General features: G+C 70.3%; 23 protein-coding genes. 17 read left to right on the top strand and 6 right to left on the bottom strand.

Translation table 11 applies throughout. From position 1 onward, the window contains the following. Positions 1-67 precede the first annotated feature (67 nt). From IE311_RS25980 to IE311_RS25925, 12 genes are all read left to right on the top strand, one after another. Positions 68-1,315 (top strand): serine hydroxymethyltransferase, encoded by a 1,248-nt coding sequence (locus IE311_RS25980; RefSeq protein WP_189834240.1) that lies wholly within the window; start codon positions 68-70, stop codon positions 1,313-1,315. 118 nt (positions 1,316-1,433) lie between these two features. After that, a complete protein-coding gene (locus IE311_RS25975; RefSeq protein WP_189834239.1) occupies positions 1,434-2,747 on the top strand; it encodes an MraY family glycosyltransferase in 1,314 nt (437 codons plus the stop codon). Positions 2,748-3,009: 262 nt separating this feature from the next. Beyond that, a complete protein-coding gene (locus IE311_RS25970) occupies positions 3,010-3,423 on the top strand; it encodes a hypothetical protein (protein ID WP_189834238.1) in 414 nt (137 codons plus the stop codon). Between the two features lie 222 nt (positions 3,424-3,645). Continuing rightward, positions 3,646-4,455, top strand: coding sequence for a F0F1 ATP synthase subunit A (gene atpB, locus IE311_RS25965; RefSeq protein WP_189834237.1), 810 nt, complete (start codon positions 3,646-3,648; stop codon positions 4,453-4,455). Positions 4,456-4,542: 87 nt separating this feature from the next. Further along, entirely contained in the window at positions 4,543-4,776 is a 234-nt protein-coding gene (gene atpE, locus IE311_RS25960) for an ATP synthase F0 subunit C (protein WP_010474382.1), read from the top strand. A 38-nt stretch (positions 4,777-4,814) separates the two neighbouring features. After that, positions 4,815-5,360 (top strand): F0F1 ATP synthase subunit B, encoded by a 546-nt coding sequence (locus IE311_RS25955; protein ID WP_189834236.1) that lies wholly within the window; start codon positions 4,815-4,817, stop codon positions 5,358-5,360. Continuing rightward, on the top strand, positions 5,357-6,172 hold the full coding sequence (locus IE311_RS25950) for a F0F1 ATP synthase subunit delta (protein ID WP_189834235.1): 816 nt from the start codon (positions 5,357-5,359) through the stop codon (positions 6,170-6,172). Before IE311_RS25955 ends, IE311_RS25950 begins: the two co-directional genes overlap by 4 nt. A 139-nt stretch (positions 6,173-6,311) precedes the next feature. Continuing rightward, positions 6,312-7,910: a F0F1 ATP synthase subunit alpha gene (gene atpA / locus IE311_RS25945; RefSeq protein ID WP_189834234.1), complete on the top strand. Its 1,599-nt coding sequence runs from the start codon at positions 6,312-6,314 to the stop codon at positions 7,908-7,910. Positions 7,911-7,930: 20 nt separating this feature from the next. Then, positions 7,931-8,848, top strand: a complete 918-nt coding sequence (locus IE311_RS25940) for a F0F1 ATP synthase subunit gamma (RefSeq protein ID WP_189834233.1) — start codon at positions 7,931-7,933, stop codon at positions 8,846-8,848. Continuing rightward, positions 8,848-10,290: a F0F1 ATP synthase subunit beta gene (gene atpD, locus IE311_RS25935; RefSeq protein ID WP_189834232.1), complete on the top strand. Its 1,443-nt coding sequence runs from the start codon at positions 8,848-8,850 to the stop codon at positions 10,288-10,290. The genes IE311_RS25940 and atpD overlap by 1 nt, the downstream gene beginning before the upstream one ends. Before the next feature lie 111 nt (positions 10,291-10,401). Beyond that, a complete protein-coding gene (locus tag IE311_RS25930) occupies positions 10,402-10,776 on the top strand; it encodes a F0F1 ATP synthase subunit epsilon (RefSeq protein ID WP_033206798.1) in 375 nt (124 codons plus the stop codon). Between the two features lie 146 nt (positions 10,777-10,922). Next, complete coding sequence (locus IE311_RS25925; protein WP_189834231.1) at positions 10,923-11,369, top strand: DUF2550 domain-containing protein; 447 nt, start codon at positions 10,923-10,925, stop codon at positions 11,367-11,369. A 61-nt stretch (positions 11,370-11,430) separates the two neighbouring features. Here IE311_RS25925 and IE311_RS25920 read toward each other — a convergent pair whose 3' ends face one another. The 3 genes from IE311_RS25920 to IE311_RS25910 all read right to left on the bottom strand — a co-directional run bounded on the left by IE311_RS25920 (position 11,431) and on the right by IE311_RS25910 (position 15,245). Beyond that, complete coding sequence (locus tag IE311_RS25920) at positions 11,431-13,275, bottom strand: glycoside hydrolase family 18 chitinase (RefSeq protein ID WP_373313971.1); 1,845 nt, start codon at positions 13,273-13,275, stop codon at positions 11,431-11,433. 120 nt (positions 13,276-13,395) lie between these two features. Then, positions 13,396-14,052 (bottom strand): response regulator, encoded by a 657-nt coding sequence (locus IE311_RS25915; protein ID WP_189834230.1) that lies wholly within the window; start codon positions 14,050-14,052, stop codon positions 13,396-13,398. Continuing rightward, entirely contained in the window at positions 14,049-15,245 is a 1,197-nt protein-coding gene (locus tag IE311_RS25910) for a sensor histidine kinase (RefSeq protein ID WP_189834229.1), read from the bottom strand. The genes IE311_RS25915 and IE311_RS25910 overlap by 4 nt, the downstream gene beginning before the upstream one ends. Before the next feature lie 152 nt (positions 15,246-15,397). Between IE311_RS25910 and IE311_RS25905 the strand changes: the two genes are divergently transcribed. Then, entirely contained in the window at positions 15,398-16,078 is a 681-nt protein-coding gene (locus tag IE311_RS25905; protein ID WP_189834228.1) for a hypothetical protein, read from the top strand. Here the strand turns inward: IE311_RS25905 and IE311_RS25900 are convergent. Genes IE311_RS25900 through IE311_RS25890 form a run of 3 tightly spaced genes read right to left on the bottom strand, consistent with a single transcriptional unit; the run spans position 15,998 to position 18,136 of the window. Beyond that, positions 15,998-16,570 (bottom strand): cob(I)yrinic acid a,c-diamide adenosyltransferase, encoded by a 573-nt coding sequence (locus IE311_RS25900; RefSeq protein ID WP_189834227.1) that lies wholly within the window; start codon positions 16,568-16,570, stop codon positions 15,998-16,000. The two genes, IE311_RS25905 and IE311_RS25900, sit on opposite strands and share 81 nt — an antisense overlap. 13 nt (positions 16,571-16,583) lie before the next feature. Continuing rightward, positions 16,584-17,333 (bottom strand): ABC transporter permease, encoded by a 750-nt coding sequence (locus tag IE311_RS25895; protein WP_189834226.1) that lies wholly within the window; start codon positions 17,331-17,333, stop codon positions 16,584-16,586. Between the two features lie 29 nt (positions 17,334-17,362). Next, positions 17,363-18,136 (bottom strand): ABC transporter ATP-binding protein, encoded by a 774-nt coding sequence (locus IE311_RS25890; RefSeq protein WP_189834225.1) that lies wholly within the window; start codon positions 18,134-18,136, stop codon positions 17,363-17,365. Positions 18,137-18,225: 89 nt separating this feature from the next. On the opposite strand from IE311_RS25890, the gene IE311_RS25885 reads away from it, so the two are divergent. The 4 genes from IE311_RS25885 to IE311_RS25870 all read left to right on the top strand — a co-directional run bounded on the left by IE311_RS25885 (position 18,226) and on the right by IE311_RS25870 (position 23,350). After that, positions 18,226-18,864, top strand: coding sequence for a TetR/AcrR family transcriptional regulator (locus IE311_RS25885; RefSeq protein WP_189834224.1), 639 nt, complete (start codon positions 18,226-18,228; stop codon positions 18,862-18,864). 241 nt (positions 18,865-19,105) lie between these two features. Next, positions 19,106-19,954, top strand: coding sequence for a 3-hydroxyacyl-CoA dehydrogenase family protein (locus tag IE311_RS25880; RefSeq protein WP_189834223.1), 849 nt, complete (start codon positions 19,106-19,108; stop codon positions 19,952-19,954). A gap of 126 nt (positions 19,955-20,080) precedes the next feature. Beyond that, positions 20,081-20,404: an STAS domain-containing protein gene (locus IE311_RS25875; protein ID WP_030210572.1), complete on the top strand. Its 324-nt coding sequence runs from the start codon at positions 20,081-20,083 to the stop codon at positions 20,402-20,404. Positions 20,405-20,662: 258 nt separating this feature from the next. After that, positions 20,663-23,350: an ATP-binding protein gene (locus tag IE311_RS25870; protein ID WP_189834222.1), complete on the top strand. Its 2,688-nt coding sequence runs from the start codon at positions 20,663-20,665 to the stop codon at positions 23,348-23,350. Positions 23,351-23,427 lie beyond the last annotated feature (77 nt).

Genomic DNA, 23,427 nt, shown 5'->3' with positions numbered 1-23,427 from the left:
CCGAGGTTCGGCGGGGGTGTGCGGCGCTCGCCGGGCGGCCGGGGGAGTGCGTGCCTACATTGGTGACATGTCGGTCACCGCTCCCCCCGATGAGGATCTCGACGTCCTGCGCCGGCAGGACCCGGAGATCGCCGATGTGCTGCTCGGCGAGGTGCGGCGGCAGGCCGACAGCCTGCAGTTGATCGCCGCCGAGAACTTCACCTCGCCCGCCGTCCTCGCCGCGCTCGGCTCCCCGCTCGCCAACAAGTACGCCGAGGGGTATCCCGGCGCCCGTCACCACGGTGGCTGCGAGTACGTGGACGCCGCCGAACGGATCGCCGTGGAACGGGCCACCGCGCTCTTCGGAGCCGACCACGCGAACGTGCAGGCACACTCGGGCTCCTCGGCCGTCCTGGCGGCGTACGCGGCCCTTCTGAGGCCCGGTGACACGGTCCTCGCCATGGGGCTCGACCACGGTGGGCACCTCACCCACGGTTCGCCCGCCAATTTCTCCGGGCGCTGGTTCGACTTCGTGCCGTACGGCGTCGACGCCGAGACCGGACTCGTCGACTACGAGCAGGTCGCCGCGCTCGCCCGCCACCACCGCCCCAAGGCGATCGTGTGCGGTTCGATCTCGTACCCCCGCCATCTCGACTACGCGGTATTCCGTGAGATCGCCGACGAGGTCGGCGCCTATCTGATCGCCGACGCGGCCCACCCCATCGGCCTGGTGGCCGGGGGAGCGGCGCCGAACCCCGTCCCGTACGCCGACGTGGTCTGCGCGACCACCCACAAGGTGCTGCGCGGTCCGCGCGGCGGAATGATCCTGTGCGGCGAGGACCTCGCGGGGCGGATCGACCGGGCGGTGTTCCCGTTCACCCAGGGCGGCGCCCAGATGCACACGATCGCGGCGAAGGCGGTGGCCTTTGGCGAGGCGTCCACCCCGGCGTTCACGGCGTACGCCCATCGGGTGGTGGAGCACGCGCGCGTGCTCGCGGCCGCGCTCGCCGCCGAGGGCTTCGCGCTGACCACCGGCGGCACCGACACCCACCTCATCACCGCCGACCCCTCGCCGCTCGGCCTCGACGGCCGCACCGCGCGCGCCCGGCTCGCGGCGGCCGGGATGGTCCTGGACACCTGCGCCCTGCCGTACGGGGAGGGGCGCGGCATCCGGCTCGGCACGGCCGCCGTCACCACGCAGGGGATGGGCGCCCCGGAGATGGCCAGGATCGCGGCGTTGTTCACATCGGCGCTGCGTGACGACGCCGGCGAGACGGCCCGGGTACGGGCGGAGGTACGGGCGCTGACCGGGCGATTTCCCCCGTATGGACGCTGAGGGAAGATCACGGAAAGTCGCTGTGCAACCGTTCGGGTGGTCCAGGTGTCTCCAAGCACATGGACGGCACGGCTAGGGTGTGGGGCTGAGATGGCCAGCTATTCCTGTGGGGCAGCCCGTGCGTGATTACCTGCTGACGCTCTGTGTCACGGCCGCTGTGACCTACCTGCTCACCGGCCCGGTGCGGAAGTTCGCCATCGCGACCGGGGCGATGCCGGAGATCCGCGCCCGCGACGTACACCGAGAACCGACTCCGCGGCTCGGTGGCATCGCCATGTTCTTCGGGTTGTGCGCGGGTCTGCTCGTCGCCGACCACCTGCAGAACCTGAACAGCGTCTTCGAGCTCTCCAACGAGCCGCGCGCGCTGCTGTCCGGTGCCGCCCTGATCTGGCTGATCGGTGTCCTGGACGACAAGTTCGAGCTGGACGCCCTGATCAAGCTGGGCGCGCAGATGATCTCGGCGGGCGTCATGGTGGCGCAGGGTCTGACGATCCTGTGGCTGCCGATCCCGGGTGTGGGTGTCGTCTCCCTGACCCCGTGGCAGGGCACGCTGCTGACCGTCGCCCTCGTCGTCCTCACCATCAACGCGGTCAACTTCGTCGACGGTCTCGACGGTCTCGCCGCCGGCATGGTCTGCATCGCCGCCGCGGCCTTCTTCCTGTACGCGTACCGCCTCTGGTACGGCTACACGATCGAGGCGGCCGCCCCCGCGACGCTCTTCACCGTGATCCTCATGGGCATGTGCCTGGGCTTCCTGCCGCACAACATGCATCCGGCGCGGATCTTCATGGGCGACTCCGGTTCGATGCTGATCGGTCTGATCCTGGCGGCCTCCGCCATCTCGATCACCGGCCAGGTCGACCCGGACGCGCTGAAGATCTTCGAGGGCTCGACCCGCGAGGCCACCCACGCGGCCCTGCCCGTCTTCATCCCGCTGGTGCTGCCGCTGACGATCATCGCGATCCCGATGGCGGACCTGATCCTGGCGATCGTGCGCCGTACGTGGAAGGGCCAGTCGCCGTTCGCGGCCGACCGCGGGCACCTGCACCACCGACTGCTCGAGATCGGGCACTCGCACAGCCGCGCGGTCCTGATCATGTACTTCTGGTCGGCGCTCATCGCCTTCGGGACGCTGGCGTACTCGGTGCACTCGGCGTCGATGTGGATCGTCCTCTGCGTCGTCGCGCTGAGTGCGATCGGTCTGGTGCTGCTCCTGCTGCCGCGCTTCGCGCCGCGGGCGCCGCGCTGGGCCGAGTCGGTCGTACCGCCTCGCTACCGGCGGCGCAAGAGGGTTCCCGTCGTGGAGGTCGCTCCGGAGCCCGTCGCGGTCGAGGAGGAGCGCATTCCGGTGCCCGCGGGCCTCAACGGCTCCACCGCGATCGGCAACCGGGCGCGCTTCACCGACCGGCGGAAGGCCGGAACGCCAAGTTGACGAAAGCCGCATCCGCGTCCATTAGCAGACAAGGCGCCGCCCTGTCGTGCACACACGCGCGGTGTAGCTCTCAGGTGTGACAGTTGGCACACCTTATGGGTAAAGACCTATTCAAATAGTTTGTGATACCGTTCACGAGACCCGGCGACAGTGCCGAAAGACCGTAGTGCGACGGTCTGTTGGCCCCGAGACCCACCTCGGACCGGGCTTACGCTCGTCCATGACGACACCATCGCCCCCTCCATCAAGCGGAGACACCGCCATGCCGTCCAACGACGTACGCACCCTGCTGCACACTGCCGTCCCCACCGCTGCCGTCGGCGCACTCGCCACGGTCATCAGCGGCGTGGTCGCAGGCGGCAAGGGAGCGCTCGGCGCAGTCGCCGGCACCCTGGTCGTGATCCTCTTCATGGGCGTCGGGCTCGTGGTGCTCCAGCGGACGGCGCGATCGCTGCCGCAGCTGTTCCAGGCCATGGGGCTCATGCTCTACGTGGCCCAACTGCTGCTGCTCTTCATCTTTTTGGCCTTGTTCAAGGACACAACGCTGTTCGACTTCAAGGCCTTCGCCTTCACGCTGCTCGCGACGACCGTGGTGTGGGTCGCCGCGCAGGCCCGGGCCTACATGAAGGCCAAGATCATGTACGTCGACCCCGAAAAGACGGGGCCGAAGTCGTGAAGGGTAGGGCCGGGATAAAGCCGCGTTCGGCTTCCTGCTATCGTCCGGTGCCAACTGCGGCACTGCGGGCGCGGGCATCCGAGACGCCTGTCCCAGCGCGAGGCTCGATGCCGAACCGCCGCCCCCTTATCCGTAAGACCAGTCCAGTGCCGACCCGCGGCTGCGTGCCGCGCCGACACAACGAGGTTGCCGTACCTATGCGCCACGCTGAAGGAGCCCGCGGTGAGTGCTGACCAGACGCTTGCCTTCGACCCGGATTGCCACATCTTCACCGGATGTGGCTTCCCGGCGCCGGGCCTGCACACGTTCATGTACGAGCCCATCTTCTCCGTGGGTGGCTTCGACTTCACCAAGCCGATGCTGCTCGCCATCCTGGGCTCGCTCGTGGTCGTCGGGTTCTTCTGGGCCGCTTTCAACAAGCCCAAGCTGATCCCCGGCAAGATGCAGATGGTCGGTGAGGCCGGTTACGACTTCGTCCGGCGCGGCATCGTCTACGAGATCATCGGCAAGAAGGACGGCGAGAAGTACGTCCCGCTGATGGTGTCGCTGTTCTTCTTCGTGTGGATGCTGAACCTCTGGTCGATCATCCCGCTGGCCCAGTTCCCGGTCACCTCGCTGATCGCCTTCCCGGCCGGTCTCGCGCTGATCGTCTACGTGCTCTGGGTGTCGCTGACCTTCAAGAAGCACGGCTTCGTCGGCGGCTGGAAGAACATCGTCGGCTACGACAAGTCGCTCGGCCCGATCCTGCCGCTCGTCGTCGTGCTCGAGTTCTTCTCGAACCTGCTGATCCGGCCCTTCACGCACGCGGTCCGACTGTTCGCGAACATGTTCGCCGGTCACCTGCTCATCGTGATGTTCTCGCTCGCCACCTGGTACCTCATGAACGGACTCGGCTTCGTCTACGCCGGCGCCTCGTTCGTGATGGTCCTCGTGATGACCGCCTTCGAGCTCTTCATCCAGGCCGTCCAGGCGTACGTCTTCGTGCTCCTGGCCTGCAGCTACGTCCAGGGCGCGCTCTCCGAGCACCACTGAGCCCTGACCGGCAGCACCACCCCCCTTACCAACAGTCGTCCGGTGGCCAACCCCCACCGGGTCCTTGAAAGAGAAGGAAGAACCGGCATGTCCGCTCTCGAGACTCTCGCCGCCGTCAACGGAAACGTCGCCTCGATCGGCTACGGCCTCGCGGCCATCGGCCCCGGCGTCGGCGTCGGCATCATCTTCGGTAACGGCACCCAGGCCCTCGCCCGCCAGCCCGAGGCTGCCGGCCTGATCCGCACCAACCAGATCATGGGTTTCGCGTTCTGTGAGGCGCTTGCCCTCATCGGCATCGTCATGGGCTTCGTCTACAAGTAAGCCGGACCGACAGCCCAACTTTTACGGAAGGCACTGATGTGAACGCTCTGCTTCTTGCGGCAGCGGCGGAGGAGCAGCCTCCGCTCATCCCGCATCTCGACGAGCTCGTCATCGGCCTGATCGCCTTCGTCATCGTCTTCGGCTTCCTCGCCAAGAAGCTCCTCCCGAACATCAACAAGGTTCTGGAGCAGCGTCGCGAGGCCATCGAGGGTGGCATCGAGAAGGCCGAGTCGGCCCAGATCGAGGCTCAGAGTGTGCTGGAGCAGTACAAGGCCCAGCTTGCCGAGGCCCGCCACGAGGCCGCGCGTCTTCGCCAGGAGGCGACGGAGCAGGGCACCGCGATCATCCAGGAGATGAAGGCGGAAGGCCAGCGCCAGCGCGAGGAGATCATCGCGGCCGGCCACACGCAGATCGCGGCCGACCGCAAGGCCGCGTCCGCCTCGCTGCGTCAGGACGTGGGCAAGCTCGCCACCGACCTGGCCGGCAAGCTGGTCGGCGAGTCCCTCGAGGACACCGCCCGCCAGAGCCGGACGATCGACCGCTTCCTCGACGAGCTCGAGGAGAAGGCCGAGGCCGTCCGATGAACGGAGCGAGCCGCGAGGCACTGGCCTCCGCACGCGAGTCCCTCGACGCGCTGACCGACAACACCTCGGTCGACGCGACGAAGCTCGCGGACGAGCTGGCCGCGGTCACCGCGCTGCTCCACCGCGAGGTGTCGCTGCGCCGGGTCCTGACCGACCCCGCTCAGTCGGGCGAGGCCAAGGCCGAGCTCGCGCAGCGACTCCTGAGCGGTCAGGTGGGCGGCGAGACCGCCGACCTGGTCTCGGGCATGGTGCGTTCCCGCTGGTCACGCTCGCGTGACCTGGTCGACGCGGCCGAGGAACTGGCGAACATCGCCGACCTCACCGCGGCGCAGAAGGCGGGCGCGCTCGACGGCGTCGAGGACGAGCTGTTCCGGTTCGGCCGGATCGTGTCCTCCAGCCCCGAGCTCCGCTCGGCGCTGACGGACAAGGCCGCCACGGCCACCGCCAAGGGCGAGCTGCTCCGCAGCCTGCTCGGCGGCAAGGCCCACGCCACCACCGAGCGTCTGGTCGGCCGTCTGGTGACCCAGCCCCGGGGACGTAGCCTGGAAGCGGGACTCGAGTCCCTCTCCAAGCTCGCCGCGGCGCGCCGGAACCGGATGGTCGCCGTCGTCACCTCGGCGGTGCCGCTGTCGGACCAGCAGAAGCAGCGCCTCGGAGCTGTCCTGGCCAAGCTGTACGGCCGCGACATGCACCTGAACCTGGACGTGGACCCCTCGGTCCTCGGCGGGATCACCGTGCAGGTCGGCGACGAGGTCATCAACGGCTCCATCGCGGAGCGCCTCGAAGAGGCGACCCGTCGACTGGCCGGCTGACGCAGTCACACAGCAACACAGCATCACAGCATCATTAGCGGCCCGGTTGGGCCGTGCAGAGATTGCAGAAGATTCCTGGGGGTCGGCCCCCAGACCCCTTAAGAAACTTCGGGCCCAACAAGGAGAGCAGGGAACCCAGATGGCGGAGCTCACGATCCGGCCGGAGGAGATCCGGGACGCACTGGAGAACTTCGTCCAGTCGTACCAGCCGGACGCGGCCTCGCGCGAGGAGGTCGGCACGGTCAGCCTGGCCGGTGACGGTATCGCGAAGGTCGAGGGTCTTCCCTCGGCCATGGCGAACGAGCTGCTGAAGTTCGAGGACGGGACCCTGGGTCTCGCGCTGAACCTCGAAGAGCGCGAGATCGGTGCGATCGTCCTCGGCGAGTTCAGCGGCATCGAGGAGGGGCAGTCGGTGCAGCGCACCGGCGAGGTCCTCTCCGTCGGCGTCGGTGAGGGATACCTGGGTCGCGTCGTCGACCCGCTCGGCAACCCGATCGACGGTCTCGGCGAGATCGCGACCGAGGGCCGCCGCGCCCTCGAGCTGCAGGCCCCGGGCGTTATGGCCCGTAAGTCGGTGCACGAGCCGATGGAGACCGGCTACAAGGCCGTCGACGCCATGACGCCGGTCGGCCGCGGTCAGCGTCAGCTGATCATCGGCGACCGTCAGACCGGCAAGACCGCGCTGTGTGTCGACACGATCATCAACCAGCGCGACAACTGGCGCTCGGGCGACGTGAACAAGCAGGTTCGCTGCATCTACGTCGCCGTCGGCCAGAAGGGCTCGACCATCGCGTCCGTTCGCGGCGCCCTGGAAGAGGCCGGTGCGCTCGAGTACACGACGATCGTCGCCGCCCCGGCGTCCGACCCGGCCGGCTTCAAGTACCTGGCGCCGTACACCGGCTCCGCCATCGGTCAGCACTGGATGTACCAGGGCAAGCACGTCCTGATCGTCTTCGACGACCTGTCGAAGCAGGCCGACGCCTACCGCGCCGTGTCCCTGCTGCTGCGCCGCCCGCCGGGCCGCGAGGCCTACCCGGGTGACGTCTTCTACCTGCACTCGCGTCTGCTCGAGCGCTGCGCGAAGCTCTCGGACGAGCTCGGTGCCGGTTCGATGACGGGTCTGCCGATCGTCGAGACCAAGGCGAACGACGTGTCGGCGTTCATCCCGACCAACGTCATCTCCATCACCGACGGCCAGTGCTTCCTGGAGTCCGACCTGTTCAACGCCGGCCAGCGTCCGGCCCTGAACGTCGGTATCTCGGTCTCCCGTGTCGGTGGCTCCGCCCAGCACAAGGCGATGAAGCAGATCTCCGGTCGCCTCCGCGTGGACCTCGCCCAGTTCCGTGAGCTGGAGGCGTTCGCCGCCTTCGGTTCCGACCTGGACGCGGCCTCCAAGGCGCAGCTGGAGCGTGGACAGCGCATGGTCGAGCTGCTCAAGCAGGCTCAGTACCAGCCGATGCCCACCGAGAACCAGGTCGTCTCCGTCTGGGCCGGCACCACCGGCAAGATGGACGATGTCCCGGTCGCCGACATCCGCCGCTTCGAGGCCGAGCTCCTGGCGTACCTGCGCCAGAGCCACTCCGGTCTCATGACCTCCATTCGTGAGGGCGGCAAGATGTCCGACGACACCCTGCAGTCCGTCGGTGACGCCATCGCGGAGTTCAAGAAGCAGTTCGAGACCTCTGACGGCAAGCTGCTGGGCGAGGACGCTCCTGCCGCCGTCAACGTCTCGAAGTGACGACGGAAGGGACCTGACTCATGGGAGCGCAGCTCCGGGTCTACAAGCGTCGCATCAAATCCGTCACCGCGACGAAGAAGATCACCAAGGCGATGGAGATGATCGCCGCCTCGCGTGTCGTCAAGGCGCAGCGCAAGGTACAGGCGTCGACTCCGTACGCGACCGAGCTGACCCGCGCGGTCACGGCGGTGGCCACGGGTGCGAACGACAAGCACCCGCTGACCACCGAGGCGGAGAACCCGATCCGTGCCGCGGTCCTGCTCCTCTCGAGCGACCGCGGTCTGGCCGGTGCCTTCAACTCCAACGCCATCAAGGCGGCGGAGAAGCTCACGGCGAAGCTGGAGGGCGAGGGCCGCGAGGTCACCATCTACGTGGTGGGCCGTCGTGGCATCGCGCACTACAACTTCCGTGAGCGGAAGCTGGCCGGCACGTGGACCGGGTTCACGGACCAGCCTTCGTACGGCGACGCCAAGACGATCGCGGCTCCGCTGATCGAGGCGATCGAGAAGGACACGGCCGAGGGTGGTGTGGACGAGCTCCACATCGTCTACACCGAGTTCGTCTCGATGATGACGCAGACCGCGGTCGAGGCCCGGCTGCTGCCCCTCAGCCTCGACGAGGTGGCGAAGGAGGCCGGCGAGTCGGACACGCTCCGCCCGCTGTACGACTTCGAGCCGTCGGCGGAGGACGTCCTCGACGCCCTGCTGCCCCGGTACGTCGAGAGCCGGATCTACAACGCGCTGCTCCAGTCGGCTGCTTCCAAGCACGCCGCCACGCGCCGCGCGATGAAGTCGGCGACCGACAACGCGGGAGACTTGATCAACAATCTCTCCCGACTTGCCAACGCGGCCCGCCAGGCCGAAATCACCCAGGAAATCAGCGAGATCGTCGGTGGCACCGCAGCCCTGGCCGACGCGACCGCGGGGAGTGACAAGTAATGACGACCACTGTTGAGACGGCCGCCGCCACGGGCCGCGTCGCCCGGGTCATCGGCCCGGTCGTCGACGTGGAGTTCCCCGTCGACGCGATGCCGGCGATCTACAACGCGCTGCACGTCGAGGTCATGGACCCGACCGAGGAGGGCGCGACCAAGACGCTGACCCTCGAGGTCGCCCAGCACCTCGGTGACGGACTCGTCCGCGCCATCTCCATGCAGCCCACCGACGGCCTGGTCCGCCAGGCCCCGGTGACCGACACCGGCACGGGCATCACGGTGCCCGTCGGTGACGTCACCAAGGGCCGTGTGTTCAACACGCTGGGTGAGGTGCTGAACGCCGACGCCTCCACCGTGGCCGACGCGCCGCGCTGGACGATCCACCGCAAGGCCCCCGACTTCGACCAGCTCGAGTCCAAGACCGAGATGTTCGAGACCGGCCTGAAGGTCGTCGACCTTCTCACCCCGTACGTCAAGGGTGGAAAGATCGGTCTGTTCGGTGGTGCCGGTGTCGGCAAGACCGTTCTGATCCAGGAAATGATCGTCCGTGTGGCCAAGCTGCACGACGGTGTGTCGGTCTTCGCGGGCGTCGGCGAGCGCACCCGTGAGGGCAACGACCTCATGGTCGAGATGGACGAGGCCGGCGTTCTGGACAAGACCGCGCTGGTCTTCGGCCAGATGGACGAGCCCCCGGGCACCCGTCTCCGCGTGGCCCTCGCCGGTCTGACCATGGCGGAGTACTTCCGCGATGTGCAGAAGCAGGACGTGCTGTTCTTCATCGACAACATCTTCCGCTTCACCCAGGCCGGTTCCGAGGTGTCGACCCTGCTCGGCCGTATGCCCTCCGCGGTGGGTTACCAGCCGAACCTGGCCGACGAGATGGGTCTCCTCCAGGAGCGCATCACCTCGACCCGTGGTCACTCGATCACCTCGATGCAGGCGATCTACGTCCCCGCGGACGACCTGACCGACCCGGCTCCGGCCACCACCTTCGCCCACCTCGACGCGACGACGGTTCTCTCCCGTCCGATCTCCGAGAAGGGCATCTACCCGGCCGTGGACCCGCTGGACTCCACGTCCCGGATCCTGGACCCGCGCTACATCGCGCAGGACCACTACGACGCCGCCACGCGCGTCAAGGGAATCCTGCAGAAGTACAAGGACCTCCAGGACATCATCGCGATTCTCGGTATCGACGAGCTGAGCGAGGAGGACAAGCTCGTTGTCCACCGCGCCCGCCGTGTCGAGCGCTTCCTGTCCCAGAACACCCACGCGGCGAAGCAGTTCACCGGTGTGGACGGTTCGGACGTTCCGCTCGACGAGTCGATCGCCGCGTTCAACGCGATCTGCGACGGTGAGTACGACCACTTCCCCGAGCAGGCGTTCTTCATGTGCGGTGGCATCGAGGACCTCAAGGCCAACGCCAAGGAGCTCGGCGTCTCCTGAGCCCCGTGCTCGCCGAGGGGGGCGGGATCCGTTCCGCCCCCCTCACCACGCCCCTTAGAATTGACCCCAACACCCGGCACGACCGCCGGGTGGTGACCCGAGGAGCCACCCTTGGCTGCTGAGCTGCACGTCGAGCTGGTCGCCGCGGACCGGAGTGTCTGGTCCGGCGAGGCCACCCTGGTCATCGCGCGTACCACCTCCGGCGACATCGGCGTCATGCCCGGCCACCAGCCGCTTCTCGGTGTGCTGGAGTCGGGCCCGGTGACCATCCGCACGAGCGAAGGCGGGACTGTCGTCGCCGCCGTCCACGGCGGATTCATCTCCTTCGCCGATGACAAGCTGTCTCTGCTCGCGGAGATCTGCGAGCTGGCGGACGAGATCGACGCCCAGCGCGCCGAGCGCGCGCTGGAGCGTGCGAAGTCGGATTCCGACGCCGCCGCCGAGCGGCGCGCCGATGTCCGGCTGCGCGCGGTGTCGGTCCGCTGACGGACCGCGCCGAGTAGTAGTGCCCTCAGCCGCGGCACGGTCCGGAATTTTCCGGACCGTGCCGCGGCTGAGGCGATGCAGATGCAGGTTGTATTCGGTTCTGCCGGCGGTGCCGGCTACGGGACGCAGCGAGGAGGTCGGTGAAGATGTTCCTCGCTCTGCTCGTGTGCGGCCTGGTCGTCGCACTGGTGGTGATCGGGCTCTTCGTCTTCGGACTGCGCCGCAGGCTGATCCAGCGCGCCGGAGGCACCTTCGACTGTTCGCTGCACTGGAACGTCCCGGACGACCCGGATCCGAGCGGCAAGGGCTGGGTGTACGGCGTCGCCCGCTACAGCGGTGACGAGATCGCCTGGTTCCGTGTCTTCTCGTACGCGCCCCGCCCGCGCCGTGTCCTGGAGCGCTCGTCCATCGTGGCTCTGGAGCGCCGGATGCCGGAGGGCGAGGAGGAGCTCGCGCTGCTCTCGGACGCGGTGATCCAGCCCTGTATGTACGAGGGCGTCCGTCTGGAGCTCGCGATGAGCGAGGACGCCCGGACCGGTTTCATGGCCTGGCTCGAGGCGGCGCCTCCGGGGCAGCGGGTCAATGTCGCCTGACCCGGCGACGTGAGAAAGCGGGGGACGGCGTGCTGCGCCGTCCCCCGCTTCGTCGTAGGTGCTAGTTCAGGCCGGAGTTGATGGCTCCGACGAGCTCGCCGTTGCTGGTGTCACCGCTGAACTCCCAGAAGAACGCTCCGCCGAGGCCCTGGTTCTTGGCCCAGCCCATCTTCGAGTTCACGGTGGCGGGGGTGTCGTAGCTCCACCAGTTGGTGCCGCAGTGCGCGTACGCCGTGCCCGCGATCGTGCCGGTGGCCGGGCAGGAGTTCTTGAGGACCTTGTAGTCCTCGATGCCCTGCTCGTACGTGCCCTGCGCCGGGCCGGTCGCCGTGCCGCCGGGGGCGGACTGGGTGACGCCGGTCCAGCCGCGGCCGTAGAAGCCGATGCCGAGAAGGAGCTTGTTGGCGGGGACGCCCTTCGCCTTGAACTTGGCGATCGCCTCGGCGGAGTTGAAGCCCGCCTGCGGGATGCCGGCGTAGGAGGTGAGCGGGGAGTGGGGGGCCGTCGGGCCCTTCGCCGCCCAGGCGCCGAAGAAGTCGTACGTCATCACGTTCAGCCAGTCGTAGTACGGCGCGGCGCCCGCGTAGTCGGCGGCGTCGATCTTGCCGCCGGCGGAGGCGTCGGCCGTGACGGCCGCGGTGACCAGGTTGTTCGCGCCGAACTTGGCACGCATGGCCTGCATCATGTTCTTGAAGGACGCGGCGCCGCTGGTGTCACAGGTGAGACCGCAGGCGTTCGGGTACTCCCAGTCCAGGTCGATGCCGTCGAAGACGTCGGCCCAGCGCGGGTCCTCGACCAGGTCGTAGCAGGACTGGGCGAAGGCGGCCGGGTTCTGCACGGCCTGGCCGAAGCCGCCGGACCAGGTCCAGCCGCCGAAGGACCAGAGGACCTTGATGTTCGGGTACGCCTTCTTCAGCTTGCGCAGCTGGTTGAAGTTGCCGCGCAGCGGCTGGTCCCAGGTGTCGGCGACACCGTCGACGGACTGGTCGGCGGTGTAGGCCTTGTCGTAGTCGGCGTAGGAGTCGCCGATGGTGCACTTGCCGCCCTGGACGTTGCCGAAGGCGTAGTTGATGTGCGTGATCTTGGACGCGGAGCCCGAGGTCACGATGTTCTTCACGTGGTAGTTGCGCCCGTAGACGCCCCAGTTGGTGAAGTAGCCCAGCTTGACGGCCTTCGGCGGCGGCGGGGTGTCGCCCCCGGTGGTGCGCACCGGGGTCGGGCCGGCGGCGGGGCCGGTCTGGTCGATGGTGTCGCGGGCGACGACCGAGTAGGTGTAGTCGGTGCCGGCGGTGAGGCCCTGGTCGGTGTAGGTCAGCGCGGTGGTGGTGGTGACCTTCGTGCCGTCACGCAGGACGTCGTAGTTCTTGACGCCCTTGTCGTCGGTGGCCGCGCCCCAGCTGAGCTTCACCGAGGTGTTGCCGATGTCGGAGGCGACCGGGGTGCCGGGGGCCGAGGGCGGGTTGTCGCCCGGCTGGGTGGAGCCGTCGCAGGCCGCGCCGTTGATCTTGCAGCCGGTGGGTGCGCCGGGGCCGGCGCCGTTGTAGCCGAAGGAGACGGAGGCGCCGGGGGCGAGGGTTCCGTTCCAGCCGACGTTCTTGGCGGTCCAGTGGGTGCCGGAGCTGGTGACGGTGGCGTCCCAGGCGGACGTGACGGAGGTGCCGGCGGGGTAGTCCCACTCGACGGTCCAGGAGCTGATGCTGGTGGTGCCGGTGTTCTTGATGGTCCAGTTGGCACCGAATCCGGTGCCCCAGTCCTGGGTCTTGGTGTACGTGGCCGTGGCCGAGGTGGCCGCTTCGGCGGGGGTGGCAAGGCCGACCATGGCGGCCAGGGGCAGGATCAGGGCGGTCAGGCCGGCGGCGGCCCGGTGTCTGAACCCTGTTCTGCGCGTCGGTGCTTGAGTGCTCAACGGTGCTCCTCAAGTTGCGGACGGACAAGGGTGGGGGTGGTCCGTGAAGATGCGCGCGCCCCGCGAGCGTAGGAAGGTCTGGACCAATCGTCAAGAGGTCCAGACCAACGTTGCCGACTCCTACTGGACGCCCAACTCCTGTGCCAGGACTGCCGCTTGAACCCTGCTGCGCAAGTCCAGCTTCCCCAGGACCTTGCTGACGTGCGTCTTCACCGTCGCCTCCGCCATGTCCAGCCGCACCGCGATCTCCGCGTTCGACAGACCCTCGCCGAGCGTCGAGAGCACCTGCCGCTCCCGGGGCGTCAGCACGTCGAGCACCGAGGGATCCGTCCCCGTCCTCGCCCGCACCGGCTGTACCGCCGCCGCGAACTCCGCGATCAGCCGCCGGGTCACCGCGGGCGCGATCAGACCCTCGCCGCGCGCCACCGTCCGGACCGCCTCGATCAGCTCCCGCGCCTCCGCGTTCTTCAGCAGAAAGCCCGACGCGCCCGCCCGCAGCGCCCCGAACACATACGCGTCGAGATCGAAGGTCGTCAGGACCAGCACATCGGCCAGGCCCTCCGACACGACGATCCCGGTCGCCGTCACCCCGTCCATCCGGGGCATCTGCACATCCATCAGGACGAGATCGGGGCGCAGTTCGCGCGCCAGCTCCACCGCCCGCTCGCCGTCGGCCGCCTCCCCGACGACCTCGATGTCCGGCGCGCTGCCCAGGATGAGCACCAGCCCCGCCCGTACCGCGGACTGGTCCTCCGCGACCACCACCCGCACTGTCATCCCCGCTCCTCGTCACTCGCGTCCATGGGCAGTTCCGCCCTGACCCGCCACTGTCTGCGTCCGCCGCCGTCCGTCACCGGACCCGCGTCGAACGTTCCGTCGAGCAGGGCCACCCGCTCCCGCATCCCCACCAGTCCGGCCCCCGAACCGGGGGCGGTCGGCCCGTGGCGCTCCCCGTACGGGCTCGTCACCTCGACCGTAAGGGCTCGCGGTTCCCGGCCGAGCACCACCCGGACCTCGCCGGGCGCCGCGTGCTTGAGCGCGTTCGTCAGGGACTCCTGCACGATCCGGTACGCGGCCAGCTCCACCGGCGCCGGCAGGCCCGCCACCGACTGACGGGTGTCGTCGAGGACGAGGGCGAGGCCGCTCGGGCCGGCGTTCGCCCGCGCCTGGTCGACCAGGGCGTCCAGTCCGGCGAGGGTGGGCGCGGCGGTCGGCTCCGTGTCCCCGCTGCTGTCCCGGAGGAGTCCGATGAGCCGTCGCATCTCGGCGAGGCCCGCCACGCTGTTCTCCCGGATCACGGTCAGGGCCTGCCGGGTGGTGGCCGGTTCGTCGAGGGAGAGCGCCGCCGTGGAGTGGATCGCGATCGCCGAGAGATGGTTCGCCACCATGTCGTGCAGCTCGCGGGCCATCCGGGCCCGCTCGGCCACCACGGCCTGGGCCCGGTCCATCTCGGCGAGCAGCGCCGTCTGTTCGGCCCGGAGCCTGGCGGCCTCGGCCGCCTCCCGGTGGTTGCGCACGATGGAGCCGGTCACCGCGGGCATGAAGGAGATCATGCCCGTGAGCACCCCGATGAGCAGGGCGATCGCGTTCTGCCACCAGACGAGGAAGCCGATCGTCACCGCGACCGTGATCAGCCCGGTGGTGTACGGGATGCGGCGGGCGGACGCGGGCGAGCCGTACACGACGGCGGCGTACGCGATGTCCGTGAACATCAGGACCGTGACCAGGTTCCCGTTGGTGAACTGGTCCGCGACGATCGCGAGCGTCCCGACGAACAGTGCCGTCTGCGGCAGCGTCCGGCGCACGGTCTCCGCCGCGGCCATCGCCGTGAGCGGGATCAGCGCCGCCCATCGCTGGTCGAAGACGCGGTCGCCGGTCGTGTACAGCCCGTAGGACCACAGGAGCAGCCCGCAGGCGAATCCCGCGAGGGCGATGAACAGGTCGTGGCGGTGCGGCCGGGGGAGCGTCACGTACTCATCCAACACGCCCGCACCCGCCCCGACCTCCTCGTCCGGGCCGATCCGTCCCTCCGTCGAAGGATGTAGGCGTACGTCGTCACCCGCGACGACGTATCGGGCCGGATGCCACGGGACGCTGAGGGGGAACCGAAAGGGGAACCGTCGTGATCGTCACGCTGATCATCGTCTGCGAGGTCGGCTTCTGGGTCCTCCTGGCCGCCGGCCTCGCCACCCGCTACCTCCTGAGGATGCCCCGGACGGGTATGGCTCTGCTGCTGTGCGAGCCGCTCCTGGAGGTCCTGCTCCTGGTCGTCACCGCGATCGACCTCAAGAACGGCGCGGACCCCAGCTGGAAGCACGGCCTCGCCGCCCTCTACATCGGCTACACGGTCGGCCACGGCCACCGCACGGTGAAGTGGCTCGACGGACACGCGGCCCACCGCTTCGGCGGCGCCCCGCCGCCGAGGAAGCCGCCGCGGTACGGCATGGCCCGAGCGCGCCACGAGGGCGCGGTCTGGCTCGGCTCGGTGGTCGCGGCGGCCGTCGCCTCGGCTCTGCTGCTCCTGGCGGCCCGGTACGTCGGCGGCGACGGGAACACCGACGGGCTGTACGGCTGGATCTTCGTCGCCTGGCGGGCCGCCGGCATCCACGGCCTGATCGCGCTCAGCTACGCGATCTGGCCGAAGAAGGCCCCGGAGGGCGAGGACTCCGCCGAGGACGGTGCCTTGGCGCGCAAGGGCGGCGCTCCGGCCCGCAAGGACGACTCAGCGGTCCCCGCCCGGGACCCAGAGCACGTCCCCGACCTCCTTGTTCGCCGTGCGGGCAAGGATGAAGAGCAGGTCTGAGAGGCGGTTGAGGTACGTGGCGGTCAGCGTGTTCATCGTCTCGCCGTGCACCTCGAGGGCCGCCCAGGTGGAGCGCTCCGCCCGCCGGACCACCGTGCACGCCTGGTGCAGCAGCGCCGCGCCGGGCGTGCCGCCCGGCAGGATGAAGGAGCGCAGCTTCTCGAGCTCCTCCAGGAAGCGGTCGCAGTCCGCCTCCAGCTTGTCGACATAACTCTGCTCGACCCGCAGCGGCGGGTACTTCGGGTCCTCCACCACCGGTGTGCACAGGTCCGCGCCCACGTCGAAGAGGTCGTTCTGGACCCGGACGAGGACCTTCACGACCTCCTCGTCGAGCCGGCCGAGGGCGACGGCCGTACCGATGGCGGCGTTGGCCTCGTTGGCGTCGGCGTAGGCCGAGATCCGCAGATCCGTCTTGGCGGTCCGGCTCATGTCGCCGAGCGCCGTGGTGCCCTGGTCGCCGGTACGGGTGTAGATGCGCGTCAGATTGACCATGGGCCCAGCCTAGTTACGCGCCGGCCTTCCGGAACGTCCGTGTGCCCACCGTCACGGCGGCCGCGGCGACCGCGAGGGCGACGAGCACCCCGTACAGCAGGGTCGGTGTCGTGTAGTGGCCGATGTACGCCTCCCGGACCGCGTCCACCAGATAGCGGAACGGCATCAGGCGCGAGAGGACGTCGAGCCAGCCGGGGGCGAGGGCCATCGGCAGCATCAGGCCGGACAGCAGCATCGCCGGCATCGCGAGCGTGTTGATCGCGGGCCCGAACTCCTGCGGGGTGCGCAGCCTGAGGGCGAGGGCGTACGAGAGCGAGGCCAGCGCCACCGACAGCAGCGCCACGAAGCCGAAGCCGATGAGGATGCCGGTGAGCGGCGCCCTGAGGCCCATCGGCAGGGCCGCCAGGACGAGCAGTACCGCCTGGAGGACGAAGAGCGCGGCGTCCCGCAGGACCCGGCCGAGCAGCAGGGCGAGCCTGCTCACCGGGGTGACGCGCATCCGGTCGAAGACCCCCCAGTTCTTTTCCATGATGATCGAGAAGCCGGCGAACGAGGCTCCGAAGAGGCCGAGTTGGAGCAGGAGTCCGGGGACGAGGATCTGCCAGGAGTCGCCCTCGCGGCCCAGCGGGAGTCCGGTGAGCAGCGGTCCGAAGAAGAACAGGTAGAGCAGCGGCATCAGGGCGCCGAAGAAGATCTGGAACGGGGAGCGCAGGGTCTGGCGGGCGTAGCGCCCGAAGAGCAGCGCCGTGTCGCGGAGAAGCATCGGATGTCCTGGGGGCTGGGTGGCCGGGTCTAGACGGCTACGGGGGTGGTGTCGGCGGGGGCGGGGGCGCGCCCGGTGACGGCGAGGAAGGCGTCCTGGAGGGTGGCCGCGCCGTGGGCGGCCTTGAGGGCGGCGGGGGTGTCCTCGGCGACGACCGTGCCCCGGTCGACGATCACCAGGCGGTCGGCGAGGGCGTCGGCCTCGTCCAGGTAGTGGGTGGTGAGGACGACGGTGGTGCCGTGCTCGTCGCGCAGCCGCCGCACCAGGGCCCACAGGTCGGCGCGGCTGCCGGGGTCGAGGCCGGTCGTCGGCTCGTCGAGGAAGAGGATCTCCGGCCGGTGGGTGAGCCCCATCGCGAGGTCGAGCCGGCGGCGCTGGCCGCCGGAGAGCGCGGGGGTCGGGCGGTCGAGGAGTTCGGTGAGTCCGAGGTCGGCCGCGAGCTCCTCGGTGCGGGCCGTCGCTTCGGTGCGGTTCATGCCGTACAGACGGCCCTGGAGGACGAGCTCGGAGCGGACGGTCTCCTGGGGGTCGAGGCCGCCGGACTGGGCGACGTATCCGATGCGGCGGCGGACGGCGGCGGGGTCCCGTACGAGGTCGTGGCCGGCGACGGTGGCGGCGCCGGAGGTGGGCGGGAGGAGCGTGGTGAGCATCCGGAGGGTGGTGGTCTTGCCGGCGCCGTTGGGCCCGAGGAGTCCGAGGATCTCGGCGGGCCGGACGGTGAGGTCGATCCCGCGGACGGCCTCCACGGGGCCGTTCTTCGTGGTGAAGGTCCGGGCGAGCCCGGCCGTACTGATGATGGGCATGACGACTACAAAAACAGAGTCACTACAATTTTGCAATGTCACCAAAATTTCATGGGCACCGAAATTTCAGGGAGCCTAGGATGAGGCGCATGGCCGAGGGACTCAGGGAACGCAAGAAGCGCGAGACGAAGCAGCGGATCTCCGACATCGCGACCGGGCTCTTCCTGGAGCGCGGCTTCGTCCATGTGACCGTCGCGGACGTCGCCGAGGCGGCGGACGTCTCCGTCAACACCGTCTACAACTACTTCCCGGCCAAGGAGGACCTCTTCCTCGACCGGATGGACGGCGTCACCCAGCGCCTCGCCCGGATGATCCGCGGCCGCGACCGCGGGGAGTCCGCCGCCCGCGCCGTCCTGCGCGAACTCCGCCAGGACATCGGGGCGGTCTCACCCGCGTACGGACTCATGGACGGCTTCGACGCCTTCATGAACGTCATCGAGCACGCCCCCACCCTCAAGGCCCGGCTCTTCCACCTCCAGCAGCAGGTCCAGGACGCCGTCGTCGCCACCCTCCGCGAGGAGACCGGCGCACCCGCCGAGGACCCGCTGCCGCTGCTCGTCGGCGGGCAGCTCGCCTGGATCGAGAGCACCGTCGTCGGCTACATCACCCGCGAGATGACCGCCGGCGGCAGGGCGACCACCGTCTCCCGCGAGGCCCTCGTGCTCCTCGACGAGATCGAGGAGCTGCTGAGCGACAGGGTCCTCGGCTACGCGGTGCGGGAGGGCTGACTCGCCCCGCGCGAGGGCGGCCGCTCCCGGGCGGTGGCCTCGGCGAGGTGCGCTCGATCACATACCCCCCGGGGGCGTACGGCGCGCCGGGGGCGCCCGAACGGGGCGCTGGGGGGTGTTGTGAGTGTGACGTCCGTCAAACAGGGCGTGACGCGCATTACTTCGCGGTCACATGGCGCCTCCCGACCGCTAATCTCCGCCGGAGAGCCAGAAGTGAACAGGCGTTAAGGGGTGGAACATCGTGGCCAGGAAGCTCGCCGTCATCGGGGCCGGACTCATGGGGTCCGGCATCGCACAGGTCTCGGCACAGGCGGGCTGGGACGTCGTCCTGCGTGACGTCACCGACGCCGCCCTCACCCGGGGCACCGACGGCATCAAGGCGTCGTACGACCGGTTCGTCGCGAAGGGCAAGCTGGACGCCGCCGCCGCCGAGGCCGCCCTCGGCCGGATCACCGCCACCACCGAGCTCGAGGCCGTCGCCGACGCCGACATCGTCGTCGAGGCCGTCTTCGAGAACCTCGACGTGAAGCACGAGATCTTCCGCTCGCTCGACAAGGTCGTCAAGGACGGCGCGGTCCTCGCCTCCAACACCTCCGCGATCCCGATCACCAAGATCGCCGCGGTGACCGGGCGCCCCGAGTCCGTCGTCGGCGTCCACTTCTTCTCGCCGGTCCCGATGATGCAGCTCGTCGAGCTCGTCCGCGGCTACAAGACCAGCGACGAGACCCTCGCCGCCGCTCGGGAGTTCGCCGAGTCCGTCGGCAAGACCTGCATCGTCGTCAACCGCGACGTCGCCGGCTTCGTCACCACCCGCCTCATCTCGGCCCTCGTCGTCGAGGCCGCCAAGCTCCACGAGTCGGGCGTCGCCACCGCCGAGGACATCGACATCGCCTGCAAGCTCGGCTTCGGCCACGCCATGGGCCCGCTCGCCACCGCCGACCTCACCGGCATCGACATCCTGGTGAACGCGGCCAACAACATCTACACCGAGTCCCAGGACGAGAAGTTCGCGGTGCCCGAAGCGATGCGCCGGATGGTGGACGCGGGTGACATCGGCCGCAAGAGCGGGCAGGGCTTCTACAAGTACTGAGCCGTACCCGCCACCCCGCATCACCCCGTGGGGTGAATTTCGGTACCGGTTCGCTGACAAGGCGCAACGCTTCTGCCGGTGCGGCAGTCAGTTGTTGCGAAGACGGAGCACTCTCGGGGAGCGCATATGCACATCAGGGGCGACCATGTCGAGCTGGTCGTCGGGGGCCGCCTCGACGTCCGCAGCGCGGCGGACGCCCGTACGGTCCTGCACTCGGCCGTCGACGACGGAGTCGGCGACCTGGTGCTCGACCTGACCGGCCTCGACTCCTGGGACGCGACCGGACTCGGCGTGATCATGGGTGCCCACCGCCGGGCCGGCCGCTGCGGACGGCGGCTCGTCCTGCGCGGGGTGCCGCCCCAGATGCAGAGACTCCTCGTCGCCACCCGGCTGCACCGCATCCTCGCCATCGAGGGCGGCCTCGCCCTGGAGTCCCTGCCCCGGGTGTGACACCCGGGGTGCCCCCGGCCGGGAACGTACGGGACGAACAGGAACCCACGGGTCCGGCGGGACGGCCGGGACCGGCGTGCGTGTGAAGCAGCTGTGTGATCCAGGCGTCACACTCAATCCTCACAAGACCGTGACGTCTTGGTCTCCGGGGCACCCCAGCTGTTCCCGACCGCCTGACCACGGTCTAGGGTTCGGTCGCCTGCACATTGACGGACCCACCCGGCGGGCACCGGACACCGCTTCTTGGGGGCTTGGACCATGGACCCGATCAACCGGGGGCCGGAGGAGTACGGACACGACGGCGAGGGCGACGAAGCCCGCCAGGGACGCGGCGCGGCCGCGCCCGCACCCGCGCGTGCCCGCGTCGTCCGGCTCGTCTCCGGCGACCTGCTCGTCACCGTCAACCCCGTCGACGGCAGCGAGATCGAACCCTGCCCGCCCGGGCAGGAACCCGCGCCCGTCCGCCCCCGTACCCCCGAGGAGCGGGCCGAGGCCGACCGCGCCGCCGCCCCGCCCGTCCCGCCGGGACCGGTAGCACCCGCACTGCCCCTCCTCGAACGCCAGGAGGAGCGCGAGCGGCTCGTCGGCATCCTCGGCCGCGGCCGCTCCGCCCGGCTGACCGGCCCCGCGGGATCCGGCCGCACCGCCCTCCTCGACGCCGTCGCCGCCGACTGCGCCGACATCGCCCCCGACGGAGTCGTCCGGCTCTCCGGCCACCACCGCACCGCCCCCGAACTCCTCCACGAGCTCTTCGTCGCCGTCCGGTACGCCCCGGACCACCGGCCCGGCCGTGCCGCGCTCCTCGACCGGCTCCGCGAGGTCGGCGCCGTCGTGGTCGTCGACGACCTGGAGTTCGGCGGCGCCGCCCTCGACGAGCTCCTCGCCGCCGCCCCCGAGTGCGCCTTCCTCCTCGCCGCGGCACCCGACGTCCCCGCCCCCTCGGCCGACGCCCACGTGGAGGAACTCCACCTGGCCGGCCTCGGCCGCGGCGCCGCCCTCAAGCTCCTGGAGAGCGCGGTCGGCCGCACCCTCACCGACGACGAGGCCAACTGGGCCGGCGACCTCTGGTTCGAGTCCGAGGGCCTGCCGCTCCGCTTCGTCCAGGCCGGTGCGCTGCTCCGCCAGCGCGACCGGCTGCGCGTCACCCCCGCCGAGTTCGACGCCTTCGGCGCCCTCGAAGAGGCCTTCGGACCGACCGATCCCGCCGCCGCCGCGGCCGCCGCGGCGGCGGCCTTCGACGGGGTCGACGACCCCGACGTCGAACTGCGCGAGATACCCCTGCCCAGCCTCGGCGAGGGCGCCGCGCCCGCCGCCCTCCTCGCCTCCCGGCTCAGCCGCTCCGCGCAGACCGCCCTGCGCTTCGCCGTCGCCCTCGGAGGCGAGGTCCCCCACCAGGCCCATCTGCCGGCCCTGGTCGGCGACACCCACGCCGACGCGGCCCTCGGCGAACTCATGGCCTGCGGCCTGCTCTCCCCGGTCGGCCCCCGCTACCGGCTCGCCGCCGGGGTCCTCACCCAGCTCCTCGCCCAGGGGTACGCCACGGAGGGCGCCGACCGCGCCCACACCGTCGCCCAGCACTACGCCTGGTGGACCGCGCACCCCTCCGTCACTCCCGAGCGGGCCGCCGCCGAGTCCGACGCCCTCCTCGCCTCCCTCTCCGTCCTCGTCGCCGGCGGCACGGGAGGGACGGCCCCCGGCGCCTCCGACGCCGAACACCGCGCCACCGCCGTGGCCCTCGCCCGCGCCGCCGCCCCCGCCTTCGCCGCCGGGCTGCACTGGGGCGCCTGGGAGCGCGCCCTGCGCGCCGGGCAGGAGGCCGCCCGCCTCACCGGAGAGGTCGCCGAGGAGGCCTACTTCCACCACGAGCTCGGCGTCCTCGCCCTCTGCTCCGGAAACCTGGAGCGGGCCCGGGCCGAGCTGGAGGCCTCCATCGGCATGCGCGGGGTGCTCGCCGACAAGCGCGGCACCGTCGCCGGCCGCCGGGCGCTCGCCCTCGTCGCCGACCTCGCGGGGGAGCACGCCGCCCCCGCTCGCCCCGAGGAGCCCGTCTCCCCGCCGCGCGGCGTCCCCGCCCTGCGCGGCCCCGCCGCCTCCCGCACCGCGCGGTCGGCGCCCGAGCCCGTCACCGCCCCGCTGCCGGGCGGAGCCGTGAAGGCGGCTCCCCTCTCCGGTGGTCCCGGGCGCCCGGGCCAGGCGAAGTTCCCCGCGTTCCCCGGCTTCGCCGACGAGGGCCCGACCGTCATCGCCCGCCCCGACACCCGTCCCGACACCGTCAAGAGCGGTGGCCTCACCGGGATCACGGCCGGCATCATCGGCGGCGCCCGCCGCAATCTCGCCGCCGTCGGCGCGGGCGCGCTGCTCGTCGCCGTCCTCGGCACCGTCGTGACCCTCGGTGCCACCTCCGGCAACGGCGAGGACCCGGCCACCAATCGCGTCACCTCCGACAGCACGGCGACCGAAGGCTCCACCGACGACGGCTTCGACGACGAGGAGCAGCCGGACGACGGCGAGGCGGGGGAGCCGGGCAGGACCGGCGCGGCCACCCGCTCCGGCTCCCCGAACCCCTCGGCCTCCGGGAGCGGCTCCCCGTCGGACCCGTCCAGCTCGGGTACTCCCGGTGCGACGGACCCCTCCGGCAGCAGCCCCTCGTCGTCGGGCGGCCCGACGTCCACGACGGCGCCCTCGACGACGGCCCCGCCGACGAACCCGGTCACCCGGCCGCCGCGGCCGACGACCACGGGTCCCAAGCCGCCGACCTCGACGGTCAAGCCGCCGACCACGACGACGACCCCGCCGCCGGTGACGACGACCCCGCCGCAGCCGACCACGGACCCGCCGACCACCGCTCCGACGACGGAGGAGAACAGCCCCAGCAACTCCGCCTCGTCGACGCTCGGCGGCGTCCCGGCCCCCGGCGGGTCCACCGGCTCGGAGTCGCCCGCCTGACGGACGCACCGGAGCAGGGACGTCCGTCAGCACGGAGAACGGGGGCGGCCCCGGGTGCGATCACCGCACCCGGGGCC

This window comes from Streptomyces zaomyceticus (assembly GCF_014656215.1).
Taxonomy (GTDB): domain Bacteria; phylum Actinomycetota; class Actinomycetes; order Streptomycetales; family Streptomycetaceae; genus Streptomyces; species Streptomyces zaomyceticus.
The sequence above is the reverse complement of the archived record's forward strand: the minus strand, read 5'-3'. Positions and strand labels throughout refer to the sequence as shown.

What these genes read in the sequence shown, in the direction of transcription:
- IE311_RS25980 (WP_189834240.1), top strand. Translation starts at nt 68, where the DNA reads ATGTCGGTCACCGCTCCCCCCGATGAGGATCTCGACGTCCTGCGCCGG.
- IE311_RS25970 (WP_189834238.1), top strand. Translation starts at nt 3,010, where the DNA reads ATGCCGTCCAACGACGTACGCACCCTGCTGCACACTGCCGTCCCCACC.
- atpE (WP_010474382.1), top strand. Translation starts at nt 4,543, where the DNA reads ATGTCCGCTCTCGAGACTCTCGCCGCCGTCAACGGAAACGTCGCCTCG.
- IE311_RS25950 (WP_189834235.1), top strand. Translation starts at nt 5,357, where the DNA reads ATGAACGGAGCGAGCCGCGAGGCACTGGCCTCCGCACGCGAGTCCCTC.
- atpA (WP_189834234.1), top strand. Translation starts at nt 6,312, where the DNA reads ATGGCGGAGCTCACGATCCGGCCGGAGGAGATCCGGGACGCACTGGAG.
- IE311_RS25940 (WP_189834233.1), top strand. Translation starts at nt 7,931, where the DNA reads ATGGGAGCGCAGCTCCGGGTCTACAAGCGTCGCATCAAATCCGTCACC.
- atpD (WP_189834232.1), top strand. Translation starts at nt 8,848, where the DNA reads ATGACGACCACTGTTGAGACGGCCGCCGCCACGGGCCGCGTCGCCCGG.
- IE311_RS25925 (WP_189834231.1), top strand. Translation starts at nt 10,923, where the DNA reads ATGTTCCTCGCTCTGCTCGTGTGCGGCCTGGTCGTCGCACTGGTGGTG.
- IE311_RS25915 (WP_189834230.1), bottom strand. Translation starts at nt 14,052, where the DNA reads ATGACAGTGCGGGTGGTGGTCGCGGAGGACCAGTCCGCGGTACGGGCG.
- IE311_RS25900 (WP_189834227.1), bottom strand. Translation starts at nt 16,570, where the DNA reads ATGGTCAATCTGACGCGCATCTACACCCGTACCGGCGACCAGGGCACC.
- IE311_RS25895 (WP_189834226.1), bottom strand. Translation starts at nt 17,333, where the DNA reads ATGCTTCTCCGCGACACGGCGCTGCTCTTCGGGCGCTACGCCCGCCAG.
- IE311_RS25890 (WP_189834225.1), bottom strand. Translation starts at nt 18,136, where the DNA reads ATGCCCATCATCAGTACGGCCGGGCTCGCCCGGACCTTCACCACGAAG.
- IE311_RS25885 (WP_189834224.1), top strand. Translation starts at nt 18,226, where the DNA reads ATGGCCGAGGGACTCAGGGAACGCAAGAAGCGCGAGACGAAGCAGCGG.
- IE311_RS25875 (WP_030210572.1), top strand. Translation starts at nt 20,081, where the DNA reads ATGCACATCAGGGGCGACCATGTCGAGCTGGTCGTCGGGGGCCGCCTC.
- IE311_RS25870 (WP_189834222.1), top strand. Translation starts at nt 20,663, where the DNA reads ATGGACCCGATCAACCGGGGGCCGGAGGAGTACGGACACGACGGCGAG.